This is a genomic window from Stieleria bergensis (assembly GCA_007745635.1).
Classification (GTDB): domain Bacteria; phylum Planctomycetota; class Planctomycetia; order Pirellulales; family Pirellulaceae; genus Stieleria; species Stieleria bergensis.
This window is the reverse complement of record CP036272.1, coordinates 1786740-1812013: the sequence shown is the minus strand read 5'-3', so window position 1 is coordinate 1812013 and position 25274 is coordinate 1786740. Positions and strand designations below refer to the sequence as shown.

14 protein-coding genes are annotated in these 25274 nt (G+C 55.3%); 4 read left to right on the top strand and 10 right to left on the bottom strand.

Going from position 1 to position 25274, the window contains the following annotated elements; genetic code table 11:
- The first annotated feature begins 122 nt into the window (after nucleotides 1–122).
- Nucleotides 123–542: a globin family protein gene (locus tag SV7mr_RS06120; protein ID WP_145270168.1), complete on the top strand. Its 420-nt coding sequence runs from the start codon at nucleotides 123–125 to the stop codon at nucleotides 540–542.
- A 37-nt stretch (nucleotides 543–579) separates the two neighbouring features.
- Here the strand turns inward: SV7mr_RS06120 and SV7mr_RS06115 are convergent, their stop codons facing one another.
- The 3 genes from SV7mr_RS06115 to SV7mr_RS06105 form a co-directional block, all read right to left on the bottom strand.
- On the bottom strand, nucleotides 580–1437 hold the full coding sequence (locus tag SV7mr_RS06115; RefSeq protein WP_419188159.1) for an alpha/beta hydrolase: 858 nt from the start codon (nucleotides 1435–1437) through the stop codon (nucleotides 580–582).
- Between the two features lie 151 nt (nucleotides 1438–1588).
- A complete protein-coding gene (locus SV7mr_RS06110) occupies nucleotides 1589–2239 on the bottom strand; it encodes a hypothetical protein (protein WP_419188158.1) in 651 nt (216 codons plus the stop codon).
- Between the two features lie 589 nt (nucleotides 2240–2828).
- Entirely contained in the window at nucleotides 2829–3941 is a 1113-nt protein-coding gene (locus tag SV7mr_RS06105) for a BON domain-containing protein (protein WP_145270166.1), read from the bottom strand.
- 486 nt (nucleotides 3942–4427) lie between these two features.
- On the opposite strand from SV7mr_RS06105, the gene SV7mr_RS06100 reads away from it, so the two are divergent.
- Nucleotides 4428–5372, top strand: coding sequence for an IS110 family RNA-guided transposase (locus tag SV7mr_RS06100; RefSeq protein ID WP_145268727.1), 945 nt, complete (start codon nucleotides 4428–4430; stop codon nucleotides 5370–5372).
- Nucleotides 5373–5763: 391 nt separating this feature from the next.
- Here the strand turns inward: SV7mr_RS06100 and SV7mr_RS06095 are convergent, their stop codons facing one another.
- The 3 genes from SV7mr_RS06095 to SV7mr_RS06085 all read right to left on the bottom strand — a co-directional run bounded on the left by SV7mr_RS06095 (nucleotide 5764) and on the right by SV7mr_RS06085 (nucleotide 9526).
- The gene (locus tag SV7mr_RS06095; RefSeq protein WP_419188157.1) at nucleotides 5764–6525 is read right to left on the bottom strand and encodes a PEP-CTERM sorting domain-containing protein; all 762 of its coding nucleotides are present in this window, start codon (nucleotides 6523–6525) and stop codon (nucleotides 5764–5766) included.
- 659 nt (nucleotides 6526–7184) lie between these two features.
- Nucleotides 7185–7994 (bottom strand): tryptophan synthase subunit alpha, encoded by an 810-nt coding sequence (gene trpA, locus SV7mr_RS06090; protein ID WP_145270162.1) that lies wholly within the window; start codon nucleotides 7992–7994, stop codon nucleotides 7185–7187.
- A 224-nt stretch (nucleotides 7995–8218) separates the two neighbouring features.
- On the bottom strand, nucleotides 8219–9526 hold the full coding sequence (locus SV7mr_RS06085) for a hypothetical protein (protein WP_145270160.1): 1308 nt from the start codon (nucleotides 9524–9526) through the stop codon (nucleotides 8219–8221).
- A gap of 272 nt (nucleotides 9527–9798) precedes the next feature.
- On the opposite strand from SV7mr_RS06085, the gene gpmI reads away from it, so the two are divergent.
- Both gpmI and SV7mr_RS06075 read left to right on the top strand, forming a co-directional pair.
- A complete protein-coding gene (gpmI, locus tag SV7mr_RS06080; RefSeq protein WP_145270158.1) occupies nucleotides 9799–11406 on the top strand; it encodes a 2,3-bisphosphoglycerate-independent phosphoglycerate mutase in 1608 nt (535 codons plus the stop codon).
- A gap of 90 nt (nucleotides 11407–11496) precedes the next feature.
- Nucleotides 11497–13734 carry an NADP-dependent isocitrate dehydrogenase gene (locus tag SV7mr_RS06075; protein WP_145270156.1) on the top strand — a complete coding sequence of 746 codons (2238 nt, stop codon included), beginning with the start codon at nucleotides 11497–11499 and terminating at the stop codon, nucleotides 13732–13734.
- Between the two features lie 486 nt (nucleotides 13735–14220).
- Here SV7mr_RS06075 and SV7mr_RS06070 read toward each other — a convergent pair whose 3' ends face one another.
- From SV7mr_RS06070 to SV7mr_RS06055, 4 genes are read right to left on the bottom strand one after another with little or no spacing between them, the layout of a single operon-like run.
- Nucleotides 14221–17760, bottom strand: a complete 3540-nt coding sequence (locus SV7mr_RS06070; RefSeq protein WP_145270154.1) for a YhaN family protein — start codon at nucleotides 17758–17760, stop codon at nucleotides 14221–14223.
- Nucleotides 17757–19058, bottom strand: coding sequence for a metallophosphoesterase family protein (locus SV7mr_RS06065; protein WP_419188156.1), 1302 nt, complete (start codon nucleotides 19056–19058; stop codon nucleotides 17757–17759). The genes SV7mr_RS06070 and SV7mr_RS06065 overlap by 4 nt, the downstream gene beginning before the upstream one ends.
- Nucleotides 19059–19085: 27 nt before the next feature.
- Complete coding sequence (locus SV7mr_RS06060) at nucleotides 19086–21662, bottom strand: UvrD-helicase domain-containing protein (protein WP_145270150.1); 2577 nt, start codon at nucleotides 21660–21662, stop codon at nucleotides 19086–19088.
- Nucleotides 21659–24706, bottom strand: coding sequence for a PD-(D/E)XK nuclease family protein (locus SV7mr_RS06055; RefSeq protein ID WP_145270148.1), 3048 nt, complete (start codon nucleotides 24704–24706; stop codon nucleotides 21659–21661). Before SV7mr_RS06055 ends, SV7mr_RS06060 begins: the two co-directional genes overlap by 4 nt.
- Between the last annotated feature and the right edge of the window lie 568 nt (nucleotides 24707–25274).

The window sequence follows — 25274 nt, the reverse complement described above, 5'->3', positions numbered from 1 at the left end:
GCCCCGCCTATTGAGTGATTCAGGGACAACGAGATTGCCAACGCAATCTCGGGGGCAAACGATTGAATGACTCAAGCAAGACTCCCAATACTCTCCATTGCCCAACCTTTTAGAGACCCTTTATGACACCAGCACAGATCGAACTTGTCCAATCAACCTGGGACGCGGTCAAGCCAAATGCAGACACCGTGGCAGAACTGTTTTACCAGCGACTCTTTGAACTCGACCCTTCCTTGAAGCCGTTATTCAAAGGCGACATGAAAGAGCAGGGCAAGAAACTGATGGCAACGCTTAGCCTGGCAGTTGCCTCGTTAACCAAGCTTGAAGAAATCCTGCCCGCCGTGCAGGCTCTGGGCCGTCGCCACGTCGAATACGGAGTGCCAGAAGAGAGCTACCAGACCGTCGGCCAAGCCCTCTTGGACACGCTGAACAAAGGCCTGGGTGATGCCTTCACTGACGAAGTCAAAGAGGCTTGGACGCAGACCTATGTCACGCTCAGCACCGTGATGATCGAAGCCGGCAAGACAGCCGAAGAAGCCTGATCAAAGGCTCGACCCACTAACAGGTGTTGTCGCTGAGTTACTCAATGTAGCCCAGCGACTTGAGGAACGCGAGGCTCTTTGCCAAGGTGTCTTGGTAAGGCTCCCCCTTGTTAAAAAAGCCATGTTTCGCGTCCTGGTACAGGTGCATTTCGCAGCGTCGCTCAAGTGCTTGCATCTTGTCTTGATACGCTTTGCCAGTGGACACTGGAATCAGCTTGTCCTGCGTCCCCAAAAAGAAGATCGTCGGCGGCGAGTCCGCATCGAGATTGTGTAGCGGCGAAATCTTCTGCCAGTACGCTTTGACGCGATCATAGCCATATCCCTCGGGGCCATTGTCAAACACGGGATTAAACAATAGCAACGCCGCTGGTCGCGGGCTGATGGACTGATCATCACTGGGGTCATCAAAGTCATCCACCATCGCCGTGGCGGCCGCGACATGTCCGCCTGCTGATCCGCCACCGGCTGCGATGCGATCAGGATCAATGCCCAAGTCGTTGGCATGGCTGCGAACCCAGCGAATCGCGCTCTTGCCGTCACTGACACATTCTTTGGGCGATGTCCCGTTCCGAGACTTCACTCGGTACTCGGCACACATCGCGACCATTCCGGCATCCGCGATCGCGCGGCTCTGGCCATAAAACTGCGACGGAGAACCACCATTCCATCCACCGCCGAAAAAGAACACGATGGCAGAAGCGGATTTGGAGGGATCGTGACCGGGAGGATTGAAAACGTGCAACGAAAGCGTGCCGGAGTCCAGCGTCTTGTAAACCACTTCCTTGTCAGGCGAAGGTTTCGCGGACTGGGCTGCCGCCAAACCGGGCGTGAGCAGCAATCCCGGCAAACACAGCAATGCAGCGCAAACAGAGCGACGTGTGAACAACATAGTCATCGAGGCTTGATTCCTGGAAAAGGAGATGAGAATCGGCAAGCAACGGCCAATCAAACGCCTCGATTATAGTCGAAACAAATAAAAAACGGCGGCCCGGTGAAAAACACCGAGCCGCCGTTCATGTCGTCAAGCGAAACGTTGATGAATCAGATCACTCTGTGGGAGTCTGGTAAGGCTCCACATCGCCAACCATGTGGAAGTGGTTGTGATCGATGTAAACCACTTCAACCGCTTCACGGTCACGAAGCGTGTGTGGCACAGGATAGCCAACACTGGTGATCTCTTCAAAGTAGATCGTGCACTTGTAGTGTGCGTGGTGCAACTGTGCAGGACCGATCAGAGGATAAAAGCGTGGTGGATCAATGTAGTCTGCGATCTTCTCTTTGATGATGCGAACATTGTTCCGCTGCTTTTCATACAGAATGGGAACTCCGCCTTGAACGGGGCGAGCCTTTTCCAACGCCTGCATGACTTCGTCGTCGCTTGGTGAATCCAAAGCGATTGGAGGTCCGCCGCTGGTCGTTGGGCCAAGAATTGGCACGCGATCATAGCGTTCGTGATTCCAAAACTTCTCTTCCAACTTGTGTTGGTAGTAAGGGCTTACCGGAATCGGGTAAGCCAAAGGTCCTAAGTTGTAGTTGCCAGTGAAACCATAACCGAGGCAGCCGGTTGTGGTCACAGCAAGTGCTGCAACAGAGAACAGAGCCAGTGTACGAGCTACGCTGACTTGTCGCTTGCTAAGTGAGTGCCGCGTCTCGCTGCGGCAGTTCTTGGTGTTTTGACGTTTCGTCGTGATGGACATCCGAGCAACCTTCCCTGGTTTTCGTTTACAGTTCCACACTGGCTTGTGCTGTAGCCGCTTCTAAGCGAGCCATTCGCTGGGCTATCAAGTTCGATGTGTGGATTGGTTCCGCTTGTACGTCACTTATCGTGTGAAGTTGTGCGGATCTTGCGGGTAAATCAGGAGTTTTGCAATTTCACGGCAAGAACCCTGTTTCACGATTCGCTGTTTCACGCCGCGGCGCTCTCCAGCGAGTGTTGTGAGACCATTGAGGCCTGCAAAAGCTGGCTCGTGACACCGACGGTGCAATGCCTGACGGCTGTGTGTGCCCTGACGACCGCGTGAGCGTGCCAGCTGCGAGCTTCAGATCGCACCGACCACCCAGAACAGGCCAGGCGGTTGCCGAGCGTGATCGTCCGGCGGCAATGCAGCCGACAGGCAACTAGCAAGCCAACCAGTGGGCAGCGTGTTCGCAACGAGCCCTTCTGCGCATAGAAAAACGCGGAGGCAAGGCGACCTCCGCGTTGGCGATTTCCAGAACTGCTTCTGAAGCCTGTCCACCGATGCGAGACCAGTTTGTTGGTGTCGCAGGTTGACAACTCGCTGCAGATCAGCGGCTAGAGAAGTCCAAGTACCACCAGCCGTCGTCCCATTCCAGGCAGACCTTACGCCATCCCAAAGGAACTTGTGGGTAAGGGTGGAAAGGACCAATGTAGGGCCATGCACAAGGGCTGTACTGCTGAGGATAGGTCACAGCGGCGTAGTTAGGGTAAGCCGCGTAGCCTGGCCAAGCGTAGTTGGGCAGATTGGGTGCTTCGTATTGAGGAGCACCCGCACTGTAAGCCACAGGAACCGGCCCAGCTGCTGCTGGCATCGGTACCGCTTGTGGTGGAGCAGCCATGGTGGGAAATTGGTCCCCAGCTTGGCTCAGGCTGACCGGGTGAACAGGAGCAGGCTGACCAACGACTTCAATCATTGGTTGGATGCTTTGAACACCTGGAATGCTCTGTGCAATCCCAGCGATCTGTTGAGCCACTTCAGGAGAAACAGCTCGTCCTCGCAAAGTGACAACACCCGCATTGGCTTGAACATCAACACCGAAGCCACGCAAGGTGCCAGCTTGGTTGGCTTTGCTAAGAGCTCCGACGACTGCAGCGACCAATTGTTGGTCAGAAGCAGCCGCTGGAGCAGCCAATTCAACGGCACCGGCAGGCTTCACGTCAACCGTGTTGGCCACTTGGGCAACTTGGGACTCAGGACGAGCCACAGTCACAGGCTGCACAGCGGTGGACTTCTGCTTGCCTACCAGCTTGGACTCCAAGCCTGCAGACAACATGTTTCGCAAAGAATCGCCAGGACGGCGAGTCGCTAGAGGCTTGGCCTCTGGCTTTGATTCAGCCTTGACTGCCACAGCTTCCACTTCGGGAGCTGCTTCAGCTGGCTTGACGACCACTTCGTCAACTACCTTCGTGATGCCTTCAACACCCTTGGCAGCAGACAGAACGAGGTTCTTTTGATCTTGCTGACTGACATTGCCGCGGAAAAGGACAACGCCCTCTTCTACTCGCATGTCCAGTGAGAAATCTTTAAGAGCACCGGTGTCACGGTTACTCTTTAATCGGGTCATGATTTCTTGTGCGATCTCTTGGTCGCCACCGAAGGCCGCAGTGTGGCCTAGGGTTACGAGCGCCGCGATCGCCAATCCGAAATACTTTCGTCGCATGGGAAATGCCTCCTACAGTTCCTAATCGCTCCGGCCGGCGAGGCTTCATTGAGCCGCCCGCGACGATCGCGGGTCTCTCCATCACGGGTGGCAATACGCCTCCGGAATTTCCGTGTCGGACCGGTGTTGCTGTAGACTTCGGCGCTTTGAGCTGTCCTGATGGTGCGTTTTTCCGGATTTTGATGCTGAATCAAACGGAGCAAGCCACAAACTCTGCCCAAACCCCCAGAACTATCTCTATTCCCTTGTATGTTACATCCTAGTGGTGTTTCGTTGGACACTACAGATGCAGTTGCTTTAGCCTCTGAGCGTAGCGAAGAGGCTAAAGCAACTGCGGCCGACGGCAGATCGTTGACCCTCGAGTGCTGCAACGCAGATACTGTGCGGGAGCTGGATCGTCGTCGGCCTTTGGTAAATAGCCCGAACAGCCGCCTGAGCCGAGACAAGCTCTCGAGCTCGCATTTGCAAGGAAGGGATACATCCAAGATGAGTTTTCAACACTTTATCGGAATCGATGTCTCAAAAGCCAAGCTTGATCTCGCGTTTGATGAACAAGCCACGACAACAGTCGTTCCCAATGATCCAAAGGGAATTGATGAGCTAGTGGATTTGTTGCCAGAAGCGAAGTCTTGCCTGATCGTAATTGAGGCCACTGGCAACTACGAACGTCCACTCGCTGTGCGACTTGTTGAAGCCGGCCATGTTGTCTCTGTGGTCAATCCGAGACAAGTGAGAGACTTTGCCAAAGCGATTGGAAAATTGGCAAAGACTGACAAGATCGACGCACGCATCATCGCACTGTTTGGGAAATTGACGAGGCCTCGAGCCGTCGCCAAAACCAAGCAATTGCAGGGTGAATTGGATCAGCTTGTGACTCGAAGAAGACAGTTGATCGGCACCAGAACTGCCGAGAAGAACCGACAGGGACAAGCCGTGTCCGGAGCGGTTCGCAAGAGCATTCAGCGCGTTCTCGATGCAATCAACAAGGACATCAAAATGATTGATCGTGAGATCCAAAAGCTTGTGCAGTCTGATGATGACTGGAAGCATCGCGCCGAATTACTTGGGACGATGCCTGGTATCGGCGATGTGACATCAGCAACGATCATTGCAGAGTTACCAGAGCTTGGCGACCTGAACCGACAGGAAATCGCCTCGCTCGTTGGACTAGCACCGTTCAACCGGGACAGCGGGCAGATGCGAGGCAAGCGTTCGATTTTTGGAGGCCGTGGATCAGTGCGATCGGCGCTCTACATGGCCGCACTGAGTGCTCGCCGATACAACCCAGCGATCGCAGCCTTTTCCAAGAGACTGGCCGAACAAGGCAAGCCTCCAAAGGTCGTTATTACCGCATGCATGCGCAAAATCCTCATCACACTCAACACAATGGTCAAAACAAATACAGCATGGGAAAATCCACAAAACGCTTGACATCTAACACAGCCGCTCCTGAGTCACTCTGGGATCATGCCCTCTGGCGCCCATCGAGCCGCGTTCCCGCAGAGAAAGCGCCTTCACCAACTGCCTGGCGCTTTAAGAAACCAATCCGCCGCCACGAATCCAACAAGAGTCCACTTCTCTTGCCAGCGAAGAGCAACCGTCCACCACAGTCGTTCGCTTCTTGTGGTTGACTTCAGGCGGCGGGTTCGTTTTCGGTCTCACCTGCCAGCACCCGTCGCCCGACAGAATGCCTCAGCGACTTTGCCCCACGTTTCCATCCGATTGTACGCCTTGATTTTCCAGGCCTCCAACGCGGCCCCATCAGGTCATCAATGGTTCTGGTGTACAGTTACCGCGAAGGAACTGTCGCAACGATATCCTCTTAGGATCGACGTCGACGCAACATGAGTCCACCGACGAAAGTCGATGCGAAAATCATCAGCGAGGAGGGCTCGGGGGCCGCTTGAGCATTCCCAGGTTGTTCAACTTCCGTGGTCAACTGAATGTTGTCGACCTGGATCTGGCCGCTACCACCGTTGGCATCCACTCCATAGATCCGAACTTCATAGCGTCCCTCGGGCAACTCGATGTCCAGTGAATCATCCCCAGCAAGGACGCCGGACGGATAGGTGGTCCAATCGGTCGAAGGATTGGTAATCGGGGGCAGAAGATCGTCGATACTAATCAGATCGATTCCGTAGAACCCGTCACTGAATGTCTGTCCCGTTTCCTCGAACCGCAAGATTTCTGCAGCCAATTCAACGCCCGAATCTACCGCAGCATCGAATGAGAAACCCGTGACGGTGGTGAGCGGATCCAAGACGTCAAAGCTGAAACCGAAATAGCTCTCCAGAGCAGAGTCCGGGGAGAAGCTATCGCTGCTACCAGCGTAGTCATCGCCACCGCGATTCACCGTCGAAAGATTGCCAGTGTTCTTGACGCTTGACTGACCGAGGTTCTGGTCGAAGCGTTCCAGGGGGCTCAATCCGCCCACACCGCCTGATCCGCCGCTGGCAGCTTGGTTCTCGAGGGACTCACCCTGGAAGGTGAAATTCGCAATCATGCCTGCTTGGCTAACACTGTTGGCAAACAAGCAAATTAAGCAGCCGAAAGCAAACGATTTGGCAAACAAAAGACGAGTCATTGGGGAAGTGCAAGTTGAAGGGACGGAGCCACGTTTTGACAGTTGCCCTCCTGCCATCTTCAATGCACAGCATTATTGCAAACCAACGGGAGTCAATCCCCAGAGAGTCCGGTTAGCGCATTTAGAGGGACAGAAAGTTCTCAGCGCCCCCAAAACCCCCAGGCCGAAAACAAAAGAAATGACCCGCAGGGGGGGCGAACCCTTAGAACGCAGGCCAATCCCCCCTCCACAAAAGGGGACGCCCGACAAGAGACAGGGGCTTCGCTTTCCAGCTTGGCGTCGTTCCGCCTACCGCAGGCGATCCTTGGAATTGCTGATCCGTTGTCGACGGCCAAACGCACCGAGTCGCGCGGGACTGCTTGCGAGCAATAGGACTGGTTGCGAGCAATAGGACTGGTTGCGAGGAAACTGGTTGCGAGGAACCAATGCGGCCAAATCGAACGCAGCGCTGTGCAACAGCACGGCTAGAGACTGCCAAACGACGCGTCGACAAGAGTTCGCATCGCTTAAACGGGGACACCGATCGATACAGGAGGCTGCGTCATGGACAGACCGCTGGTCTGCAAGGCAGTTCAGCACCACTGCTTGTGCCGCGTCCGGCAGGCTCGGGCTGCATCGAGATCGCCAAAGTGCTTCTTAGAAAGCACGCGTCAGAACGGTTATGAACGAGTGCTGGCTTGATCGATCGCTTGGCGCAGTTGTTGTACAAACGCAGCGACCTCGGCCGGCGCGTTGGCTGGCCCCGCTTCATGGATCCGCCGAACGACCGCCGATCCGACGATCAATCCATCGGCTACAGGAGCCAATTGGGCAGCCGTTTCGGGACCGCTGATTCCAAAGCCAATACAGATCGGTAACTCAGTCTGCGAACGCAGCCAAGCGACATGATCGACCAAGTCTGTGGGCAGTTTGGTTCGTTCGCCGGTGATGCCAGTGACTGAAACGTAATACAAAAATCCGCTGGATGATTCAGCAATTTGCAACTGCCGCTCTCTAGACGTTGTTGGAGTGACGAGCTGAACCAAACTAAAGTCCGCTGCTTGGCACAATTTGCTGAGCGCGGCAGCCTCTTCAACGGGCAAGTCTGGAACGATGGCACCGTGGAACCCCGCTTGTTTGGCTTGCTCGACATACTTTTGCAATCCAACACGCCAGATGATGGAGTAACTGACCATCGTCACCAAGGGCATGGTCAGCGCGGCGGTTTGCTGTGCCCCCAGATCCAGCGCTTGATTCAAACGAAAGCCGTTGTCCAAGGCTCGTTGATAAGAATCCTGAATCACCGGACCGTCAGCGATCGGGTCACTGTAGGGAATCCCCAGTTCACACAGATCGGCTCCGGCCTGATCAATGGCCTGCAAGATTTCGCTTGTTACCGCGATGTCGGGATCACCCGCTGTGATAAAGGGCATCAGCGCTTTGCGATTTTCAGACTTCAAACGTGCAAACAGATCATCAATGGCAGACATGGTGAATCCACAAGGTTGTCTTGAAACTCTGCCGCAACAGAGCATAAACGGGGCGTGCTAAGGTTAACCGATCGCCCGCAAAAGTTTTAGCCCCGCAGCCACCCACGGCGGGCGGACTCCGGCAGATTGCATGGGGCGTTTGCCTTCGACCCTGCGGCTTCAGCCCCAGAAAGACCTGCGCCGGACAAACAATCGGCAGGCCGCTTGACGCCACGGCGGCCAAATCAACCCTCCGCTGCCGCCATTTGCCCCGCAATCATGACCCACTGGACCAATTGGCCCAACGCATTGGGCTCGATCACCGGCAGATGGAGTTCCGCAAAATCGGCAGCGAATTCACCGCTCATTCGATCCGCTTGCCAATCCTGCCAGGGACGACCGTCCACCATCAGCTGATCGCTCCGCTGCCGCCCCACCCGCCACCGGGTTGCCAGGACTGCCAGGGGGGCCGGTTGTGATGCTGACTCATTGTCGATGCTCTCTGGCAGATCAAATCGACAGGCGTGATTGGCCCACCGACACAGGCTCTCCAGGGATGGATCGAGTGCCACGAAGCGGTGCGTTTGCCGCCGTTGAGCGCCCCCTCTGATCGCATGGGCCAGCAACTGCAGGACCAAGTTGCTGGAAAAATCGGCTTCCACCAGATTGCGATTCAGCTCGGCTGCCCCCACCAATAACTGCACGCAGTCAAATCCCAAGAACGCCGCTGGCAACAACACCACGGGGGACAAAACTTGACAGCCGAGCGGCAGCGAACGGGGAACGCACAGCATTTGCTTGTGAGCTGACTCTGGCATTCGCTGCAGCAAAGGGTCGTCCTGATGACAAATCAGCGTGAACGGGTGCGGGAGCGCGTCGGTCGCCGGCGAGTCGTTTAAGGTGGGCAGGCGCGGCAACAACACGCCGAACACCAGTCGCTCAAATGCAGATCGGGACGGTGTTGCCGGGGCTTGCCCATCGACCTGCTGATCAACTGGCCCATCAACTGGCCCATCAACTGGCCCATCAACTGGCCCATCAACTGGAGGCGGCGCGATTGCCACCATCGCCCAGCGTGACTCGGCGATCCCATCACCATAGCCGCCGCGATCCAATCGCCCCAATACGGCCTGAATCACGTCGCTGGAATCGTCTGGCCGCAGGTAGTAGGTGCGTGGTTTGCTGCCCCGGTGAGCACGTGAGAGTTCATTATGAAAGGGATCGCAGCCCGATTCGATCACCGCTCGAACCTGCAGCAATGGAGCTGGCTCCGCGACAATCAGCAGCGCGTCCACTTGATCGTGCAAACCATTGGCAATGCGAAACACTTGGCCCAGTTCGCTGTTTTCACGATGCTTCTCATACGCGTGCAATAACTGTTCGGGCAGGGCCCAAAAAGGCAAATCATCGGGCAGCCGCTGATCGCGATTTTTCCCATTTTCAAAATCCACCGCATGCTGAGCAACAAACCGATCCCTCCAGGCCTTTAGCAACAGACGCTGATCGTCGGCCAGCAAATCGCTGGAGCGGCAGTCAAAATGCAACAGTGGCATGGAAAAGCCCAGTGAAAATGGCTGAGTTAAAACAGTGAAAATGGCTGAAAGAACACAGGGAACCTGAAGCGTTGCGAAGCCATCCTCTGGTGGCCGCCGCATGATTCTGGCTGGGGTCTGACGACCTGCCAATAGCAGCGACCACCAGAAGCGGGCTGCCGCCAACCGCCCCACTGTGTTGGAACGCGATTCTCGGCTACCATGAGCGGCCAGATCGGTGGCCTCGAGCGTCACCTGCAACGCCTTCACTTCAGCCAAAGAATATTGTTGTCATGAGCGAAGTTCGCCGGAAACCAGTCGTCTTGATCGTACGCGATGGATGGGGCGAAAACCCATACCCCCAGTGGGATGAGTCCAACGCCGTGATCCAGGGCCAAACGCCCGTTGCTGAACAACTGATGAAAGAGTACCCGAATGTTTTGATCAAGACCTCGGGCGAAGACGTTGGGCTACCGACTGGCGTGATGGGCAATAGCGAAGTGGGCCACCAAAACATCGGTGCCGGTCGGATCGTGGACCAAGAGGTGATGCGAATCACTCGCGCCATTCGCGAGGGGATCTTCTTCAAAAACGAAGTGCTTAACGGCGCGGTCGACCATGTGCGCAAGACAGGCGGCAAGCTGCATGTGCTGGGCCTGATCTCAGACGGCCGCGTGCACAGTGACTTGGACCACGCATTAGCAGTGGTCGACCTGTACAAAGACTCTGGACTGCCGGCCGATCGTCTAGTGGTCCACGCGATCACCGACGGTCGAGACACTTCGCCAACCGGCGGATTGGCGTACGTTCAAAAGGTTCAGGACAAGTTGTCTGAAGCCGGCGTTGGAGCAATCGGAACCGTGGTGGGACGTTTCTATGCCATGGACCGCGATCTGCGTTGGGAACGTGTCCAGACCGCCTACGAAGCTCTGACCAAGGGTGCGACTCGAACGGCAACGACTGCCGCCGAAGCGATCCAGAGATACTACGACAATCCCACCGAACCCAGTCGCAGCGGCGATGAATTCATCGAAGCGACCTCCATTGTCCCCGAGGGTGCGGCACCACCGACCGTCGGCGACGGTGATGCGGTGGTCTTCATCAACTATCGCGGCGACCGAACCCGCGAGATCACCAAAGCATTTGTCTATGACGATGCGGCTTGGGCTGCAATCGACGGCGGCGGTTTTGATCGCGGGACGAAAGTCGACAATCTTTATTACGCGACGATGACCGGATACGAAACCGGTTTGCCGGTCAACGTGATCTTTGAAAAGCCACCCAAGATGCCCAACATTCTGGGACAGTACGTTAGCGAACAAGGCTTGAAACAGTTCCGCTGTGCCGAGACGGAAAAGTACCCTCACGTCACCTTTTTCTTCAACGACTACCGTGACGATCCGTTTGACGGCCAAACTCAAGCCATGGCTCAGTCACCAAGAGACGTTTCAACGTACGACCAAAAGCCTGAAATGTCAGCCGCTGAGGTCACGCAGTCTGTGCTTGATGAAATTGAATCCGGGCAAAGCGATCTGCTGATCGTCAACTTTGCCAATGGTGACATGGTCGGTCACACCGGCGTCCTCGCCGCCGCGATCAAAGCCGTTGAAACAGTCGATGGCTGCGTCGGACAGATCGTCGAGGCCACGCTTGCCAAGGGTGGATCCCTGGTGATCACTGCAGACCACGGCAATTGCGAGCAATTGATCAATCCCGAAACCGGTGGACCTCATACCGCACACACCACCTACGATGTGCCTTTGATCGTCGTTGACCCTGATGCAGTTGGCAAAACGCTTCGCAGCGGCGGACGACTCGCCGACATTGCCCCTACGGTCCTGACCTTGATGGGACTTGAGACGCCAGCCGAGATGACCGGCGAAAGCTTGATCGAACTGTAGTCCCATCCGACTTCTCATCCCGCCTCGGGCTGACTGCCCGAGGCATTGCATTCCATCGAACCAACCTCCTTCAGCTAATTTAGATACCTCATGAGTGATTCGTCCGCCAGCATCGTTTACACCTACACTGACGAAGCACCAGCACTCGCGACCCATTCTTGGTTACCCATCATCCAAGCCGTCGGTGGCGCCGTTGGACTGCAGTTTCAAACCGAAGACATCTCGCTCGCCGGACGCATTCTGGCGCTGTTCCCGGAATGCCTCAGCGAATCACAACGCTGCGAAGATGCGCTCAGCAAACTTGGCCAACTCGCCAAGACTCCTGAGGCTAATCTGATCAAATTGCCCAACATTAGCGCTTCGATCCCGCAATTGACTGCAACGATCACGGAACTGCAAAGCAACGGGTATGCTGTCCCTGATTTTCCTGCCGACCCGCAAACGGACGAAGAACAGGACATCAAGAGCCGCTACGCAAAAGTCCTGGGCAGTGCCGTTAATCCCGTGCTTCGTGAAGGCAACTCCGATCGCCGTGTCGCCGCGGCCGTCAAGAACTATGCCAAGAGTCACCCGCACTCGATGGGCCAATGGAGCAGCGATTCGCCAGCACATGTTGCCCACATGAGCGAAGGCGACTTCTATGGCAGCGAAAAATCTGCCACCATCCCTCAAGCGGATCAACTGAACATTGAACTCGTCAGCAGCGACGGAACGCGCACCGCACTCCGTGACCCCGTCCCTGTTGATGCGGGTGAAGTGGTTGATGCGGCTGTCATGAGTGTCGCGAAACTACGCGAATTCTATCAAGCTGAAATTAGCGACGCTCGCGACAACGGATTGCTGCTTTCACTGCACTTAAAAGCCACCATGATGAAGGTCTCTGACCCGATTCTGTTTGGTCACGCCGTCAGCACCTATTTCGCCACCGTGTTTGAAAAGCACGCCGATGCGTTCACGCAACTTGGCGTCAAACCCAATAATGGCATGGGCGGCCTGGAGAGCAAACTCGATTCCCTGCCCAAGGATCAAGCGGACGCCATTCGCCAAGACATCCAGGCCACCTACCAAGCCGGACCGCCGCTGGCGATGGTCGACTCAGACCGTGGCATTACAAACCTGCACGTTCCCAGTGATGTGATCATCGACGCGTCCATGCCGGCGGCGATTCGAACCTCAGGACAGATGTGGGGCCCTGATGGTCAACTGCACGCGACCAAAGCAATGATCCCCGATCGTTCCTATGCTGGCGTCTATCAAGCCGTGATCGAAGACTGCAAAGCCAACGGCGCCTTCGACGTGACGCAAATGGGCAGCGTCAGCAACGTGGGCTTGATGGCCAAAAAAGCCGAAGAGTATGGCTCACACGACAAGACCTTTGAAATCCCCGCCGACGGGACCGTTGAAGTCACGAACTCAGCAGGCGAGCTGATCTTTTCACACGCCGTCACCGCTGGGGACATCTGGCGCATGTGCCAAACCAAAGACGTGGCCATCGCCGACTGGGTCCGCTTGGGTGTCGAACGCGCGCGTTTAAGTGGCGCTCCAGCAATCTTTTGGCTCGACGCCAATCGCGCCCATGACAGCAACCTCATCGAAAAGGTCAACCAGTACCTTCCCGATCACGACACCGATGGCTTGGAGGTGCAAATCATGAGCACCGTTGACGCCACCAAGTACTCCTGCCAACGAGCGCGAGCGGGCCAGGACACGATCGCAGTCACCGGCAACGTGCTACGAGACTACTTGACGGACTTGTTTCCCATCTTGGAACTCGGCACCAGCGCCAAAATGCTGTCCATCGTGCCGCTGCTAGCCGGTGGCGGTTTGTTTGAAACAGGTGCCGGCGGTTCAGCTCCCAAGCACGTTCAACAGTTCGTCTCCGAAGGACACCTGCGTTGGGATTCACTCGGTGAGTTCCTGGCATTGGCCGTCTCGCTAGAAGACCTTGGCCGAAAAATCGATAATCCAAAAGTCTTATTGGTTGCCAAAGCCTTGGATCAAGCGACGGAAGTCTTTCTGAACGAAGACAAGTCACCCAAACGTAAAGTTGGTGAGCTCGATACTCGCGGCAGCCACTTCTTTATGGCAAAGTATTGGATCGAGCAACTGGCCCAGCAAACAGAAGATGCTGAGTTAGCAGCAACGTTCCAACCGGTTGCCAAAGCCCTGCAAGAGAATGAAGCCGCAATTCTGGCCGATCTGGAAGCCGCTCAAGGCAGTGCAGTGGAACTGGGTGGTTACTATCAGTTTGATCAAGAGAAAGCGACCGCCGCGATGCGACCAAGCCAGACCCTGAATCAGATCATTGATTCCATCGCCACTGCCTAGTCTGCCTCTCAAACAGCAAGAGCCAGCGCCGAATAGGGTGCAATGCTTGCACGCACCAAAAAAACTGTAGCAACGCCAACCGCCAGCAGATGCAACAAAACCCTTGCCCCATTTGTTGACTAAACTCTCCCGCTGGCGGGAGAGTCGAGCCTAGGCGAGGTGAGGGTGAAGTGGTTGGCAACGCCAACCGCAGGCAGATGCAACAACACCCTTGCCCCCTTCGTTAACTGAACTCTCCCGCTGGCGGGAGAGTCGAGCCTAGGCGAGGTGAGGGTGAAGTGGTTGGCAACGCCAACCGCAGGCAGCGAAACAACATCCTCCCGCAAGCGGCGAGGTGTTGCTGAAGGGCCGTGGCGACGCCAAAACGCCTGATGACAAAACGTAGGGTGCGTTTGATGATCATTGGTGCGTGCAAGCACGGCACCCTACGGAGCAACGTGATCGAGCCAAGGCATGGTGCGGCGATGGCACTTTTCCACGACGTGCTTACAGGACATGCGTGTGAAATTGATCTGCGTTCAGCGTGCTGCCAGCTAAATCCAACAAATGCTGATGGTGCGTAAACAAGATCACTTGGGTCTGCGTTGCCAGATCAGCCAGCACTTGCAACGCTGCCCCGGCGCGCTGATCATCGAGCTGCACCAGGCAATCATCAATCACCACCGGCATCACGACGCCGGAACCCAATTGATGTTCAATGGAGGCGATTCGTAGAGCTAAAAACACTGCGTCGGCAGTCCCGACACTCATTTTCCCCATCGGCACCCATTCGTCATCGCCTCCCCGGTGACCGTACAGCACGGGGTTTCCTTTACTGTCCTCCCCCGGGACCAAGCCCTGATAACGTCCTTCAGTGAGCTTCGCAAAGGCCGAACAAGCGAGCGCCAAAATCGGACTCTGATGCTCACTGCGATAGTGCTCCAGCGTCTGCTTCAGTAAGCGCTGAGCGATACTAAGCTTGGCATAGTCCGCTGTCAAATCGCGGAGTTTAGACAACTGCAATTCATAATCTTGCTTCAGGTCCGCAGCACCACGGTCTCCTTGAATCGCATCACGCTCGGTCAATCGTGCACCACGCTCTTCCAACGCTCGATCCTTCTGTGGTTTAAGCAATTCCATTTCATCAGCCAACTGATCGATGGAAGCTCGCACCTGATCCACGTCTGCTGCATGAACGTGTTGGACAAACTCGTCCACACTAAGGTCTGCCGCCAGCGACTGCAAGTGTCGGCGTAGCTGATCGTGGCTGTCGATGGCCTTGCGTTTTTGCTGTGCCTGACGAGCGACCTTGTCGAGATCATCGGGACCGGCAACCTCAGCCTGTTTGCACAAAGCTTCCAGCTGGTTGGTGCCTTCACGCACCTCGTCACTCCCTTTGGCCAAAGCCTGCTCCAGCTGTTTGATCTCTTGATCCAACACCTTGGATCTGCGCTGTTGCTCCAATGACTGGTCCAGTGAACTCTTCAAGGCTCGAATCAATTCGGACACGGGTTGCTCGGCTTGCCCCAGCAGCAGACCGGCCAACTTGGTAACCTGCTGATCGTAATGCTGGACTTGCAATTGCAGATTGGCGATTGCCTGCTGAGTGCTGCGAATCTGTTCGGCGGTGCTTTGGACGAGATCGCGTTGCTCGAGATGCTGCAACATCGCCTCAGGTTTCAACGCCCCAATGGCCGCTTGCGCAGCATCACTTAGACCGACCGCCAGCGCATCCAATGCCTCTTGCCAGCCCTGCTGCCACTGCTTCCAACCCCTGTTCGCTTGATCCAAATCCTGACTTTTCTTGGTCAAGTCCGCTTCAGCTTGCTGAAGCGCAGCTTGCCGCGTTTTCCGCTGGTCGCGAATCTCACTCAGCACTACATTCTGCTCCTGAGCTTGATCATAAATGACTTGAAACTGTTGCCGAATGCGATCGGGATCACCGGATTCGCCTGGTTGCTGGTTCGCCTCAGAAACCTCGATTACATCCGTCAAGCGCAACGTGGCATCCTGGATTTGACGCAGCACGGTCTGATGTTCTTGTTCAGCACTCTGGAGTTCATCGTGTTTGCTTAACAAGTCAGCAAACGTGCCGAGCCATTGCTTCATTTTCGCGGGACTCTGCGCATCGATGGAGCGCTCACTCCAGAGAGCGTCCCATTTCTTCGTCACTTGATCCGTTGTCTCGATTGCTCGGTCCACACATTGCTGTTGTTCCTGAATCTTTTTGGCCAGATCGTCTAAGTCATCTTGCAGCATGCTGCAAGTGGTTACAGCTTCCTGATCCGCCCGCATTCGATCAATGACAACGTCCGCGGAATTGATTTTTTGCCGAACCTGATCGACTGCCGGTACCAATTGATCGGCCGCCACTGTCACCAGACCATTGACCGTCTCGTCACGTTCCTGGCGGGCCGACTGCAGATCCTGCTGAGTTGGGACTTGGGACTCACGTCGCAATTCATCGAGCTGGAGCCTCACTTCTTCTTGCCTTGCTTGACTGCCTTCCAGCTTCAGCCTCTCTTGCTGCAAACGCTTCTCACTGTCCTTGATTTGGCTTTCAAGGCTTTGCACTTGCTCATCGGTCGGCAACGGCAACTTCACAACCTCGCTGACTGAGAACTGTGGCAAGTTCAACTGGCGAAGCAGCTTCTGGCACTGACTGGTGACGCTTTGACAACGCTGCAAGCGTTCACTTTCAGAATCCAACAGAACGGCGGAGGCTCCGATTTCGCGAAGCACGATGTCCAAACGCAATCCACCTTGATCATCGGGCGTTTCCGTTAACTGCAACTGGCAATCTTCCATGTGCCGCGTCGCTTCGCGATGATCTGTTTCTGCTTTTTGTTGAGCCTGCCAATCAGCTTGATGGGATCGAACCCGATCCGTTAGCTCATTCCGCGCGATCGTGACAGTCAACTGATCTGCCTGAGTCAACAATGCAGCGACATCATCAGGTTGCCGAGCGGGAATCTGCAATCCGGTCAATTGCTGAACCAAATCCGCGGCCAGTTGCTGTAGCTTCGCTTCGGACTGTTCGACATCAGCTTGCCGCTGATTGCGAAGCGTGAACTCGCCGTAGAGTTTTTCGATCGGTTCACTTTGATCGATCACAGCCTGATCGAAATGGCAACTTTGGCGGTCCTGCTGCTTTTGATCCATTCGATCCTTGTCAGCTTGCAATCGATCTTGCGAGTTTTTGAGTTCCAACTGCGTCGCTTGACTTTTGGGAGCAAAATCAGCATCCAGTTCTTTCACGCCCTTCAGTTCGTCAAGCTGGCGGCAAACCTCGTCCCATTCATTGATGATCGCCAGGGCTTCAACGATGGCTTGATTGCGTTTACGTTGTTTTTCAAGGCTACGATGCTGTTGGCTGAACTCCTCTGCTTGCTCGGTCGCCTCTTCGATGGCCTGCTGCAGTTCGTTGAATCGGCGGGTGGGAACAGCCTGGTCTCTGAGCTCACTGGCAGTCCGTCGCAACGTGGAGATCAATTCGTTGACGGGCGGCTTTTTACCATTGGGAACAAAAATTCCTTTCAGATCGCTGGTCAGCTGAGACGCGATTTCGCTCATCTGGCTCACACCGGCTCCGGCGGCGAACAAGATTTCACCAAGATGACCTTCACTGCGTTTGACCTCTTCGCCGCCTTGACGGAGAGCCTCGTACGTCAAACCAAATTGATTGAAGAATGCCTCGCGACTGATTCCGCCCAACACGCGTTCCAGTTGCTCGGGTGCAACGACGGCATTGTCATCTAAATCACGCAGGGGATCCTTGCGTGCTTTCCTGCGCAGAAACGACAAGCGACTGCCGTCCGCCGTAATTAGCGTCGCCCCCACGCGCATTTTGGCGTTGGGATGTAAGTAGTTGTCGATGGTGCTATTGGGAATACCAAATAAAAGATCACCAATCGCCCGCAGCGAAGTGGTCTTGCCGGACTCATTCGGTCCAAACACCAGATGGAGGCGACACGGCTGGGCAGAGAAATCGAGGTGCTGATCTTTGAATCGGCCGAAGGCATTCAGGTACAAGTGTTCAATAATCATGCTTGACCTCCCGGCTGAGAACCACCCAGCAACAGGAATTGAAGTTCGCTGATGGCATCATTAAGTATTTCTTCGCACCACTGTGAATCTGAGAATCGAAACGCGGGGTCATCGCTGGTGGCGGCCAACTCTTTAGGCAGCTTTCCCTCGATCGCCGCCAGTTCTTTTTGCAAAATCTGCATCAGCGTATCGTCCTGGCGCCAGGAATCTGCGACGTGCTGCAGGCTCAATAATGGACCGCTAAAATCTGACCGGCCCGTTGCCTGCTTGGGCCGCGAGGTCTTTACCTTGACCTTCTCCAGCCACACGCGTTCCTGGCCTTCAATGAGGCAAGTCGATTGCATCTCGGCGCGGACATGAGCCACCGAACGTCGCAAGGATTCGTGCAATTCGGTCTGGCCCGTCAACTCAATCCGCACCGCCAACAGCGATTCAGGGTTCTCGACAAGCAGACTTCGCAACTGCTCACCTAGCAGCGGCTTCATTTCGGGGACGGAAGCACAACCAGAGACATCCAGTTCAATCAAAAACCAACGCAGCACATCCAAGGCATGGAACTGGTAATCGCAACGATTGCGATCATCCACCTCAATGATCACGCAGCCCTTGGCACCTGGTTCACCAATGTGACGGCCTTGCAGATTGCCGGGATAGACGATGGGCGGTCCATCGGCGGTCCCATGATCTTGCCGCTGATGAATGTGCCCCAAGGCCCAATAGTCATAACCTTTTTCGATCAACTGGTTGCGAGTGCAGGGGGCGTAATGAGCGTGCCCCGAATCACCTTCTAAACCGGTGTGCAGCAAACCGATGTTAAACAAATCAGGTATCGGATCAGGGTATTCGATGGCCATGTTTTGCGTCTCATGCTGGAGATGAAACGATTGCCCGTGCACGGCGACACCAATGGACTCCAGAACACGAGTCTCGGGCTTTTTCGTCCGCAGAAAGATCTCCGAATCATCGGGATTTTTTGGCAGCGTCAACGAGGAAGTCATTTTGCTTTGCGCATCATGGTTTCCACAGATCACCAACATTGGAATGCCGGCGGCGACCAATTGATTGGCTGCTTTGACGAAGGCCATCCCAGTGTGGTAATCATTCCAGTCACCGTCGTACAAATCACCAGCAATGACGACTAAGTCGACTTTACAATCGATGGCCAGTTTGACCAAGTTCTGCAACGCTTTGCGCGATGCACCACGGATGTCGTCAACCGGCGCGTCCTCAAATTGACTGAGTTGGCGGAGGGGGCTGTCCAAGTGGATGTCAGCGGCGTGTAAGATTTTTCGGGTCACGGTCTTGGTTTCCAAAACGATCAAAATTCAACGGTGCTCAAACCAATCAGGATCACCACAGCGGTAGAGCAGGGTGCCGGGCTGTTCAATGTCGTCCAGAGCGGCGGCAAATTCGTCCAGCGACTCCTTGACCGGCTGGGTCTCAACGGCACTTAGTCCGGCGTGCAGCCAGGTCGCGGTCCGCTTATTCCCTGCTTTACACGGCTGAACCATCATATACAGCCCCTGTCGACTGCGGGTCATCGCCACGTACAGCAAGCATAGCGCCTCGGTGACTTGCCGATGAGTTGCTTTGCCGAACACACGCTGCCAAGAAGTTTCTAAGTAATGCCAGGCCTTGCTGGAAAGACTGCGTGTGATCCCGGTGGCAGGTTTGCTTAGATCGGGCATGTCGACCACGCAAGCGGCCTGCGAACCAACCGGATTCTGATCCAGTTCGATCAAAAAGACCGCGTCGAACTCCAGGCCCTTGCTTTGGTGAATGGTCATCACTCGCACCGGTGCCGGCTGAGGTCGCTCCACACGCCGTTGCCGAACCAACTGGACAAAATCACGTAGACGGAGCGTCGCATTGGGTTCGTGCTCAATCGCCACTTGCACCAATTGGCTCAAGCGATCCTGGTCTCGCTGATCGCAGTGCGGCGCCACCTGAACCACCAATTCTTCGACCGCCAATGCCAACCCAGACTGCGTCACCAATTCACGCACCCAGTCAGCGGTGATTTCGGGGAGTTGCCCCAGTGGTGAATGCTGAACGTGGAACGCCCAACGCGGGTCTCCAGGATGTTCAGCTATCATCAAAGCAGACAGAACCAAGTCCACCGCAGCAGAATCGACCAGCGGGTTACCACCTTCTTGGCTGACGTCCACTTGGTGACTTTCCAGATACGTGATCATGCTGGCCACGCCAGTGTTGCTACGCGTCAGCACACCAATGCTGAGGTGCGGCGCCACACGATTGAGTTCCGCGATCCGTTGTGCAGAGGCTTTCCAAACGGTGTGTTTATCAATGCTGGCCGGTTCGGCGTCCTCACCCACCGATTCCTCCGAACAGGTCGCCAGTTCCACATAACCCGGCATGGATGCACGGCTGGCGAGGTGCTCTGGAAAATCGGTCGCGAAGGTCTTGATCGCGTCTGCAACATACGTTTCGGAATCACAGCTGTCGGCATCGGCACTTTTGGCAGCATTCTTATGCCGCGTCATGTTTTTAAACGCACGGTTGACGGCGTGCATCACGACGGGACTGCTGCGATAACTGATATTCATCGCGTCGGCATGCACATTCGGCAAATCACCGGTCACGGTCTCAAAGATCTCGGCGACGCCACCGCGCCAGCCATAGATAGCCTGCTTTGTATCACCGACGCAAAAGAAAGAACCTCGCGAGCCGTCCTCACGAAGCTGAGTGACGGACAACGCGATGGTTTTGAGAATCTGCCACTGCAAAGGCGAAGTGTCTTGAAACTCGTCCAACAACAGATGATCAACTGGATTGTCTAACTGCTGAACAAACTGTTCCACACTGGTCTCTGCAAACCGATCGGCTAGACGAACGGCGATGTCGTCAAAGGCGAACGTTCGCGCGGACTGTTTCAGCCCGGTCACCTGACGGTCATAAGCTTGCAAGAGCTCTCCGGTGGCTTGATTCTGTAATTGCACGGCCCGCAGCGTGTCCGATCGCACCGCAGCATACAAATCACCAAACGCGGATTCGATTTCGACTGGATATTTGGAACGGCCAAACTTGATCGGATCACCTGTTCGGCGTGCCTTGACATAATTGGCGATCAGCGTGTTTTCCTTTAAGCCGTCGACCTGCCCATCGCGATACAGATCCAGCACTTTGTCCAAGGCCTTTCGCAGACTGGCCTGCGGAATCGGAAAACTGGCCAGGGCATCAAAAGAAGCCTGCAAGCTCTCTTGATCGGGCTTACTAGGGGCCACCAATTGATCCCAAACATCATCAGGGCAGCGGCGACAGGCGGCATAAGTGCTAGTGACCTGTTGGATGACTTCGCCGACCACCGAGCGTTTGATATCCCCCTTGCTTAGCATGGAAAGCAAGGTCTGCATCTGCCGAGAACTGGCTTCACCCACCATGGCCTCAACGGCACGCGCGGTCAACCAAGTCTCTTCCATTTCATCGGTCAATCGCCAATACGATGGCATCTGCAATTCGTACGAAAACGAGGTTGCCAGCTGAGAGAACAAGCTATCGAGCGTCCCGATTCGAACTTGATGAATCCGCAGCAGCAACTGCTTGAGCAACGACATGCACTGTTGATGTGTGATAGCGGTGTCGTTGACCTGCCGCTGCAAATCCTGCAAGGCTTGCTCGTTGCTTGGATCCGCGGCGCCGGCAAGAGTCTGTAGAATCCGATTAAGAATTTCGCCAGCGGCTTTGCGCGTGAAGGTTGTTGCCAAAATGGTGCCAGGATTGACACCATCAAATAACAACCGCATCAATCGTCCTACCAAACGATAGGTTTTTCCGGTTCCAGCCGAAGCGCGGACCAATAACGCATCCGAAAGTGTCTTCGATGCCGAGATGGTTTCCGGTTCTTCCGGGAACAACGGCAGGTCAGTGGTGTGGGAGCTCATTGCGTCACCTCCACGTCGTCGAGTGATCCAGCCAACATTCGTGCGGCGGTTCCCGTTTGCAAAATCATTTGATAATCATCGTACTGCACCACATCACTCGTGGGTTGGAATTCCTTGGCAACGATCCCGCGTACACACTGGTAAATCACTTCTTCAGCCTGTCGCATTAAGTCTTCATCAAAGTCAGCCAGGTGAATCCCTGTCTCACTGGCTTTATCGCTGACGTTGAAGTATCCCAAATCGACTTGATCCGGCGGCGCATCAATGCCCAGGTGAGGAATCATCATGCGGTAAAGTGGCAATTGGAGATCCAACCACTTGGTTTCACCGCTACTGCGATTGCGGCGAAAGTGTTTCTTCTCTGGTTTGTGACCATGCGTCTTGTAATCAAGAACCGCCCAACGATCCAACTGTGGATGATAGTCGATCCGATCGAAACGCCCGCGGATCGCCAGCTTGATGTCATCAACTGATAAATACGCTGGCTGACTCAATCCAACTGAAGCCTCCACTTGATGGATTTGCCAGCCCTGGGCGATTCGTTCTGCCTGCTGATCGGCCACGAATCGCAAACGTTTTTCTGCCTGCTGGATCTGCAAAGTCAAAGCCTGACTGAGCGGCTTGCCAAACGTCTTGTCAACGTACACACACAAATGCTGCTTGAGCGCCAAGAAAATGTCATCAGGATCAGTTAAACCTTTGTCCTTTGATTCGCCAAAAAACTCCAAGGCACCGTGAACCAGGTCGCCAAACTGATTGGCCGCCAACTCCGGTGCGTCATCATCCAAGGGACGCAGTTTCCGAACGTGCCGCAAGTAAAACCGATAAGGGCATTGCAGGTAGGTGCTAAACGCAGTCACGCTGACCGGTGGCACATCCAGTGATTGATCGACCGGTGGGAGCGGCAACTGGGACTTAGGCAGTGCTTTCCAGCCTGAATCAAAGGGCGTTGATTTCAGTTCTCCGGTCAACAACTGAAGCCGTCGAGCGACGTCCTTGGCCGGTGCCGCAGCCAACAGTCGACTCGGTGGAATCGGCGAACCGCCAGCATCGGTCCTGCCAACGATGAAACGCATCTGGCCCTCAGATGGAGTCAAACTGCGAGACTGAATCATCATTTCAATCGCCAATTGATCGCGTGCCATTCGACGATCATTGTCGTTGATCTGCAACTGAGTGCGTAACGATTCGGGCAATAATGAATCACTGCCGACCGCTGAAGGGACATAGGGATGATTCAGCCCCAACACAATCATTGCTGGTGAATCATTGAGCGCCAAATCCAACCAGCCTCGCAAATGCAGTTGATCCGCCTGGGGCTGTTGATGCACATGAAGCGCTGACAACCGCATCTTCAATGTTTGCAGTGCCGTCAAGGCGTCCATTTCAACATCCAATCCACAGCTGATGGTTGCCATTCGTTGCAGCAATTCACAAGCCTGACGCCGGGCAATGCGATTCAGTGACTCGGCGTCAACGTCTTCCTGTCCCGCAATCTGCACCTGGTCGGCCTGCTCAATGGCCTGCAACCATCCGTGCAGTCGCTGACACCACGTCGTCAGGGGCGCAGTGACGGCGCGAATGGAGTCCTCCGTCATCTGGTCAACGCTGGACGACGAAGCGTCGCCAAGAAACGGCACCAACAGAGCCAACTCTGCCTGGTCACTGGCCATCTGTTCATCACTGCTTTCACAATCCGCGATGGGAACGTCAAGCAATCCATCCTGGTACAAAGGCATCAGCAATCGTTGAACAAGATCGCGAATCATCAGCGCAGTCTGGCTGGCTTTGGCAACTCGATCTGGCAATTCGGTCTGCAACGAAGAGGGAAAGTGATTGGCGATCAGGCGATCGATCGCCTGCAGGGGCTCCTGCTGCACATCACGAACCTGAAGAGTCGCGACCAGCAATCGATAAACATCTTGATGCCTGACAAGTGCAGCCAGCGAGCGCCAGGAGGGCCGCTGCAGATGCTGCATCACGCAATCAAGCAACTTCATCAGCCCCGAGTTCGCCACGCTGTAGCCTTGACTTCGATAGACCGAAAAGCCGGCGGTGCGCAGGGCAAAAGCCAGTGGGCTCACCTGAGAACCATCCGTTGTGCCAACACAGATTTGCTCTGGGCGAAGCGTTTGATTCCAATCAGAAACCGTCGCCGCCAGACGCTGACATTGATCACGCAGATCGCCAGCGGAAATCAGCTGATCATCTTTCCAAGGCACATCCCGTGACAGCACCGCAGTGGTGCGAAAGCGCCCGACCTCATCAAAATCATTGGCACGTTCGGGCGGTGCAGCAATCAGTGCGACAATGCGATTGCCCGAATCCTTAGCCGCCATTTTGATGACATTGGCCGCTGAGGGATTCAAGTCACTGGTGCCGATCAGCAGCAAGCGTTTTCCATTAAATAAACGTCCCTGGTCCACCGCCCGCGCGCGTTCTTGGTGCCTGTCTGCAAGGCCCGCGACCTGCAAATGTTCAAGGTACTCATCATGCAACTGTGCCAGAAGCTTCCAGCGCGCTTGGTCGATCGGACGCTGAGTTTGGCTAAGCACTTTTTGAAACGAAACCGAATGCGCCGCCAGCTCGGTTGATAATGATCGCAAGCGCCCAGCGAGCTCCAGCCAAAACACAAAGCCCTCTGACTCGTTGGGAGTCGGCACCAGCGGGCGGATCGTCTCATGGTCTCGCTTTGCCAACACCGTGGCCCAGGCAATCGTCTGCTCGAACTCGTTCGCCATCACTTGCTGAGAATGATAAAATTGCTCCGCCGCTTCACCGACGGAAATGACCTTCGGTAATGGGACCGCCTGCGTCTGACTCTGGCCCCATTGCTGGAGCAGTTGCCGAAAACGGGCCACGGACTGAGCGGTCGGCAACACACAAACCCAGCCGCCAGCATCAAGCTGGCCGGCCTGGTCGCAGAACAATCGCTTCAACACGTCTGGACTGGCAACCTGAGCGAGAAACGGTTGCTGCCAATCAAAAAAGTACCGCTGGATCGCCGCCGAGGGAGGCGATGGAGCTGCAGGATCGGGTGTCATGTGAGAATCTAAAGAAGTGAAAGAGCGCGGCTGACGGCAAAGCAAAACGCTTGCCGAGCCCGTGTTTTGGCGGAGTCCGTGTTTTGGCGGAGCCAGTGACGACGCCTGGTCTTGTGCTGCCGAGCAGTCCAGTCAAGCAGTCCAGTCAAGCAATCGTGAAACGGCAGAAATTGAGGCACATTGCAGCGGGTTGCGGCACGACCTTCGCAGGACTACGGAGAGTGTGGTTTTGATAGCAAAATTCTGGTCATAACGCGTGACACGTTTGGTCAATTTGAAAAAAAATTTCACGCGAGAGCGGCAATACCCACAGCACGTCGTCGCAACCTCCTACCTGCAAGGGCTTTAGACAAACCGATCGAGTCTGCGGCCCGCCAGCCAACGACGGGATGTCGGCCAGCAGCCATCGGTATCTGGCACAATTCGTACATTTGTCACGCCAGACATAAACGATGCATCCCAAAGAATCGTTAATGTCTGCCAAGCAGGGTTCCGATACGTAGATCAACGGGCAATCGGCGCATGGGCACCCAGTGCGCCTGGGACAACCACAACTAACGCAGCCTCG

Coding starts and splice junctions, on each gene's coding strand:
- gpmI (WP_145270158.1), top strand. CDS start 9,799: ATGAGCGAAGTTCGCCGGAAACCAGTCGTCTTGATCGTACGCGATGGA.
- SV7mr_RS06085 (WP_145270160.1), bottom strand. CDS start 9,526: ATGCCACTGTTGCATTTTGACTGCCGCTCCAGCGATTTGCTGGCCGAC.
- SV7mr_RS06120 (WP_145270168.1), top strand. CDS start 123: ATGACACCAGCACAGATCGAACTTGTCCAATCAACCTGGGACGCGGTC.
- SV7mr_RS06070 (WP_145270154.1), bottom strand. CDS start 17,760: ATGATTATTGAACACTTGTACCTGAATGCCTTCGGCCGATTCAAAGAT.
- SV7mr_RS06060 (WP_145270150.1), bottom strand. CDS start 21,662: ATGAGCTCCCACACCACTGACCTGCCGTTGTTCCCGGAAGAACCGGAA.
- SV7mr_RS06100 (WP_145268727.1), top strand. CDS start 4,428: ATGAGTTTTCAACACTTTATCGGAATCGATGTCTCAAAAGCCAAGCTT.
- SV7mr_RS06095 (WP_419188157.1), bottom strand. CDS start 6,525: ATGACTCGTCTTTTGTTTGCCAAATCGTTTGCTTTCGGCTGCTTAATT.
- SV7mr_RS06105 (WP_145270166.1), bottom strand. CDS start 3,941: ATGCGACGAAAGTATTTCGGATTGGCGATCGCGGCGCTCGTAACCCTA.
- SV7mr_RS06115 (WP_419188159.1), bottom strand. CDS start 1,437: ATGACTATGTTGTTCACACGTCGCTCTGTTTGCGCTGCATTGCTGTGT.
- SV7mr_RS06055 (WP_145270148.1), bottom strand. CDS start 24,706: ATGACACCCGATCCTGCAGCTCCATCGCCTCCCTCGGCGGCGATCCAG.
- SV7mr_RS06110 (WP_419188158.1), bottom strand. CDS start 2,239: ATGTCCATCACGACGAAACGTCAAAACACCAAGAACTGCCGCAGCGAG.
- SV7mr_RS06075 (WP_145270156.1), top strand. CDS start 11,497: ATGAGTGATTCGTCCGCCAGCATCGTTTACACCTACACTGACGAAGCA.
- trpA (WP_145270162.1), bottom strand. CDS start 7,994: ATGTCTGCCATTGATGATCTGTTTGCACGTTTGAAGTCTGAAAATCGC.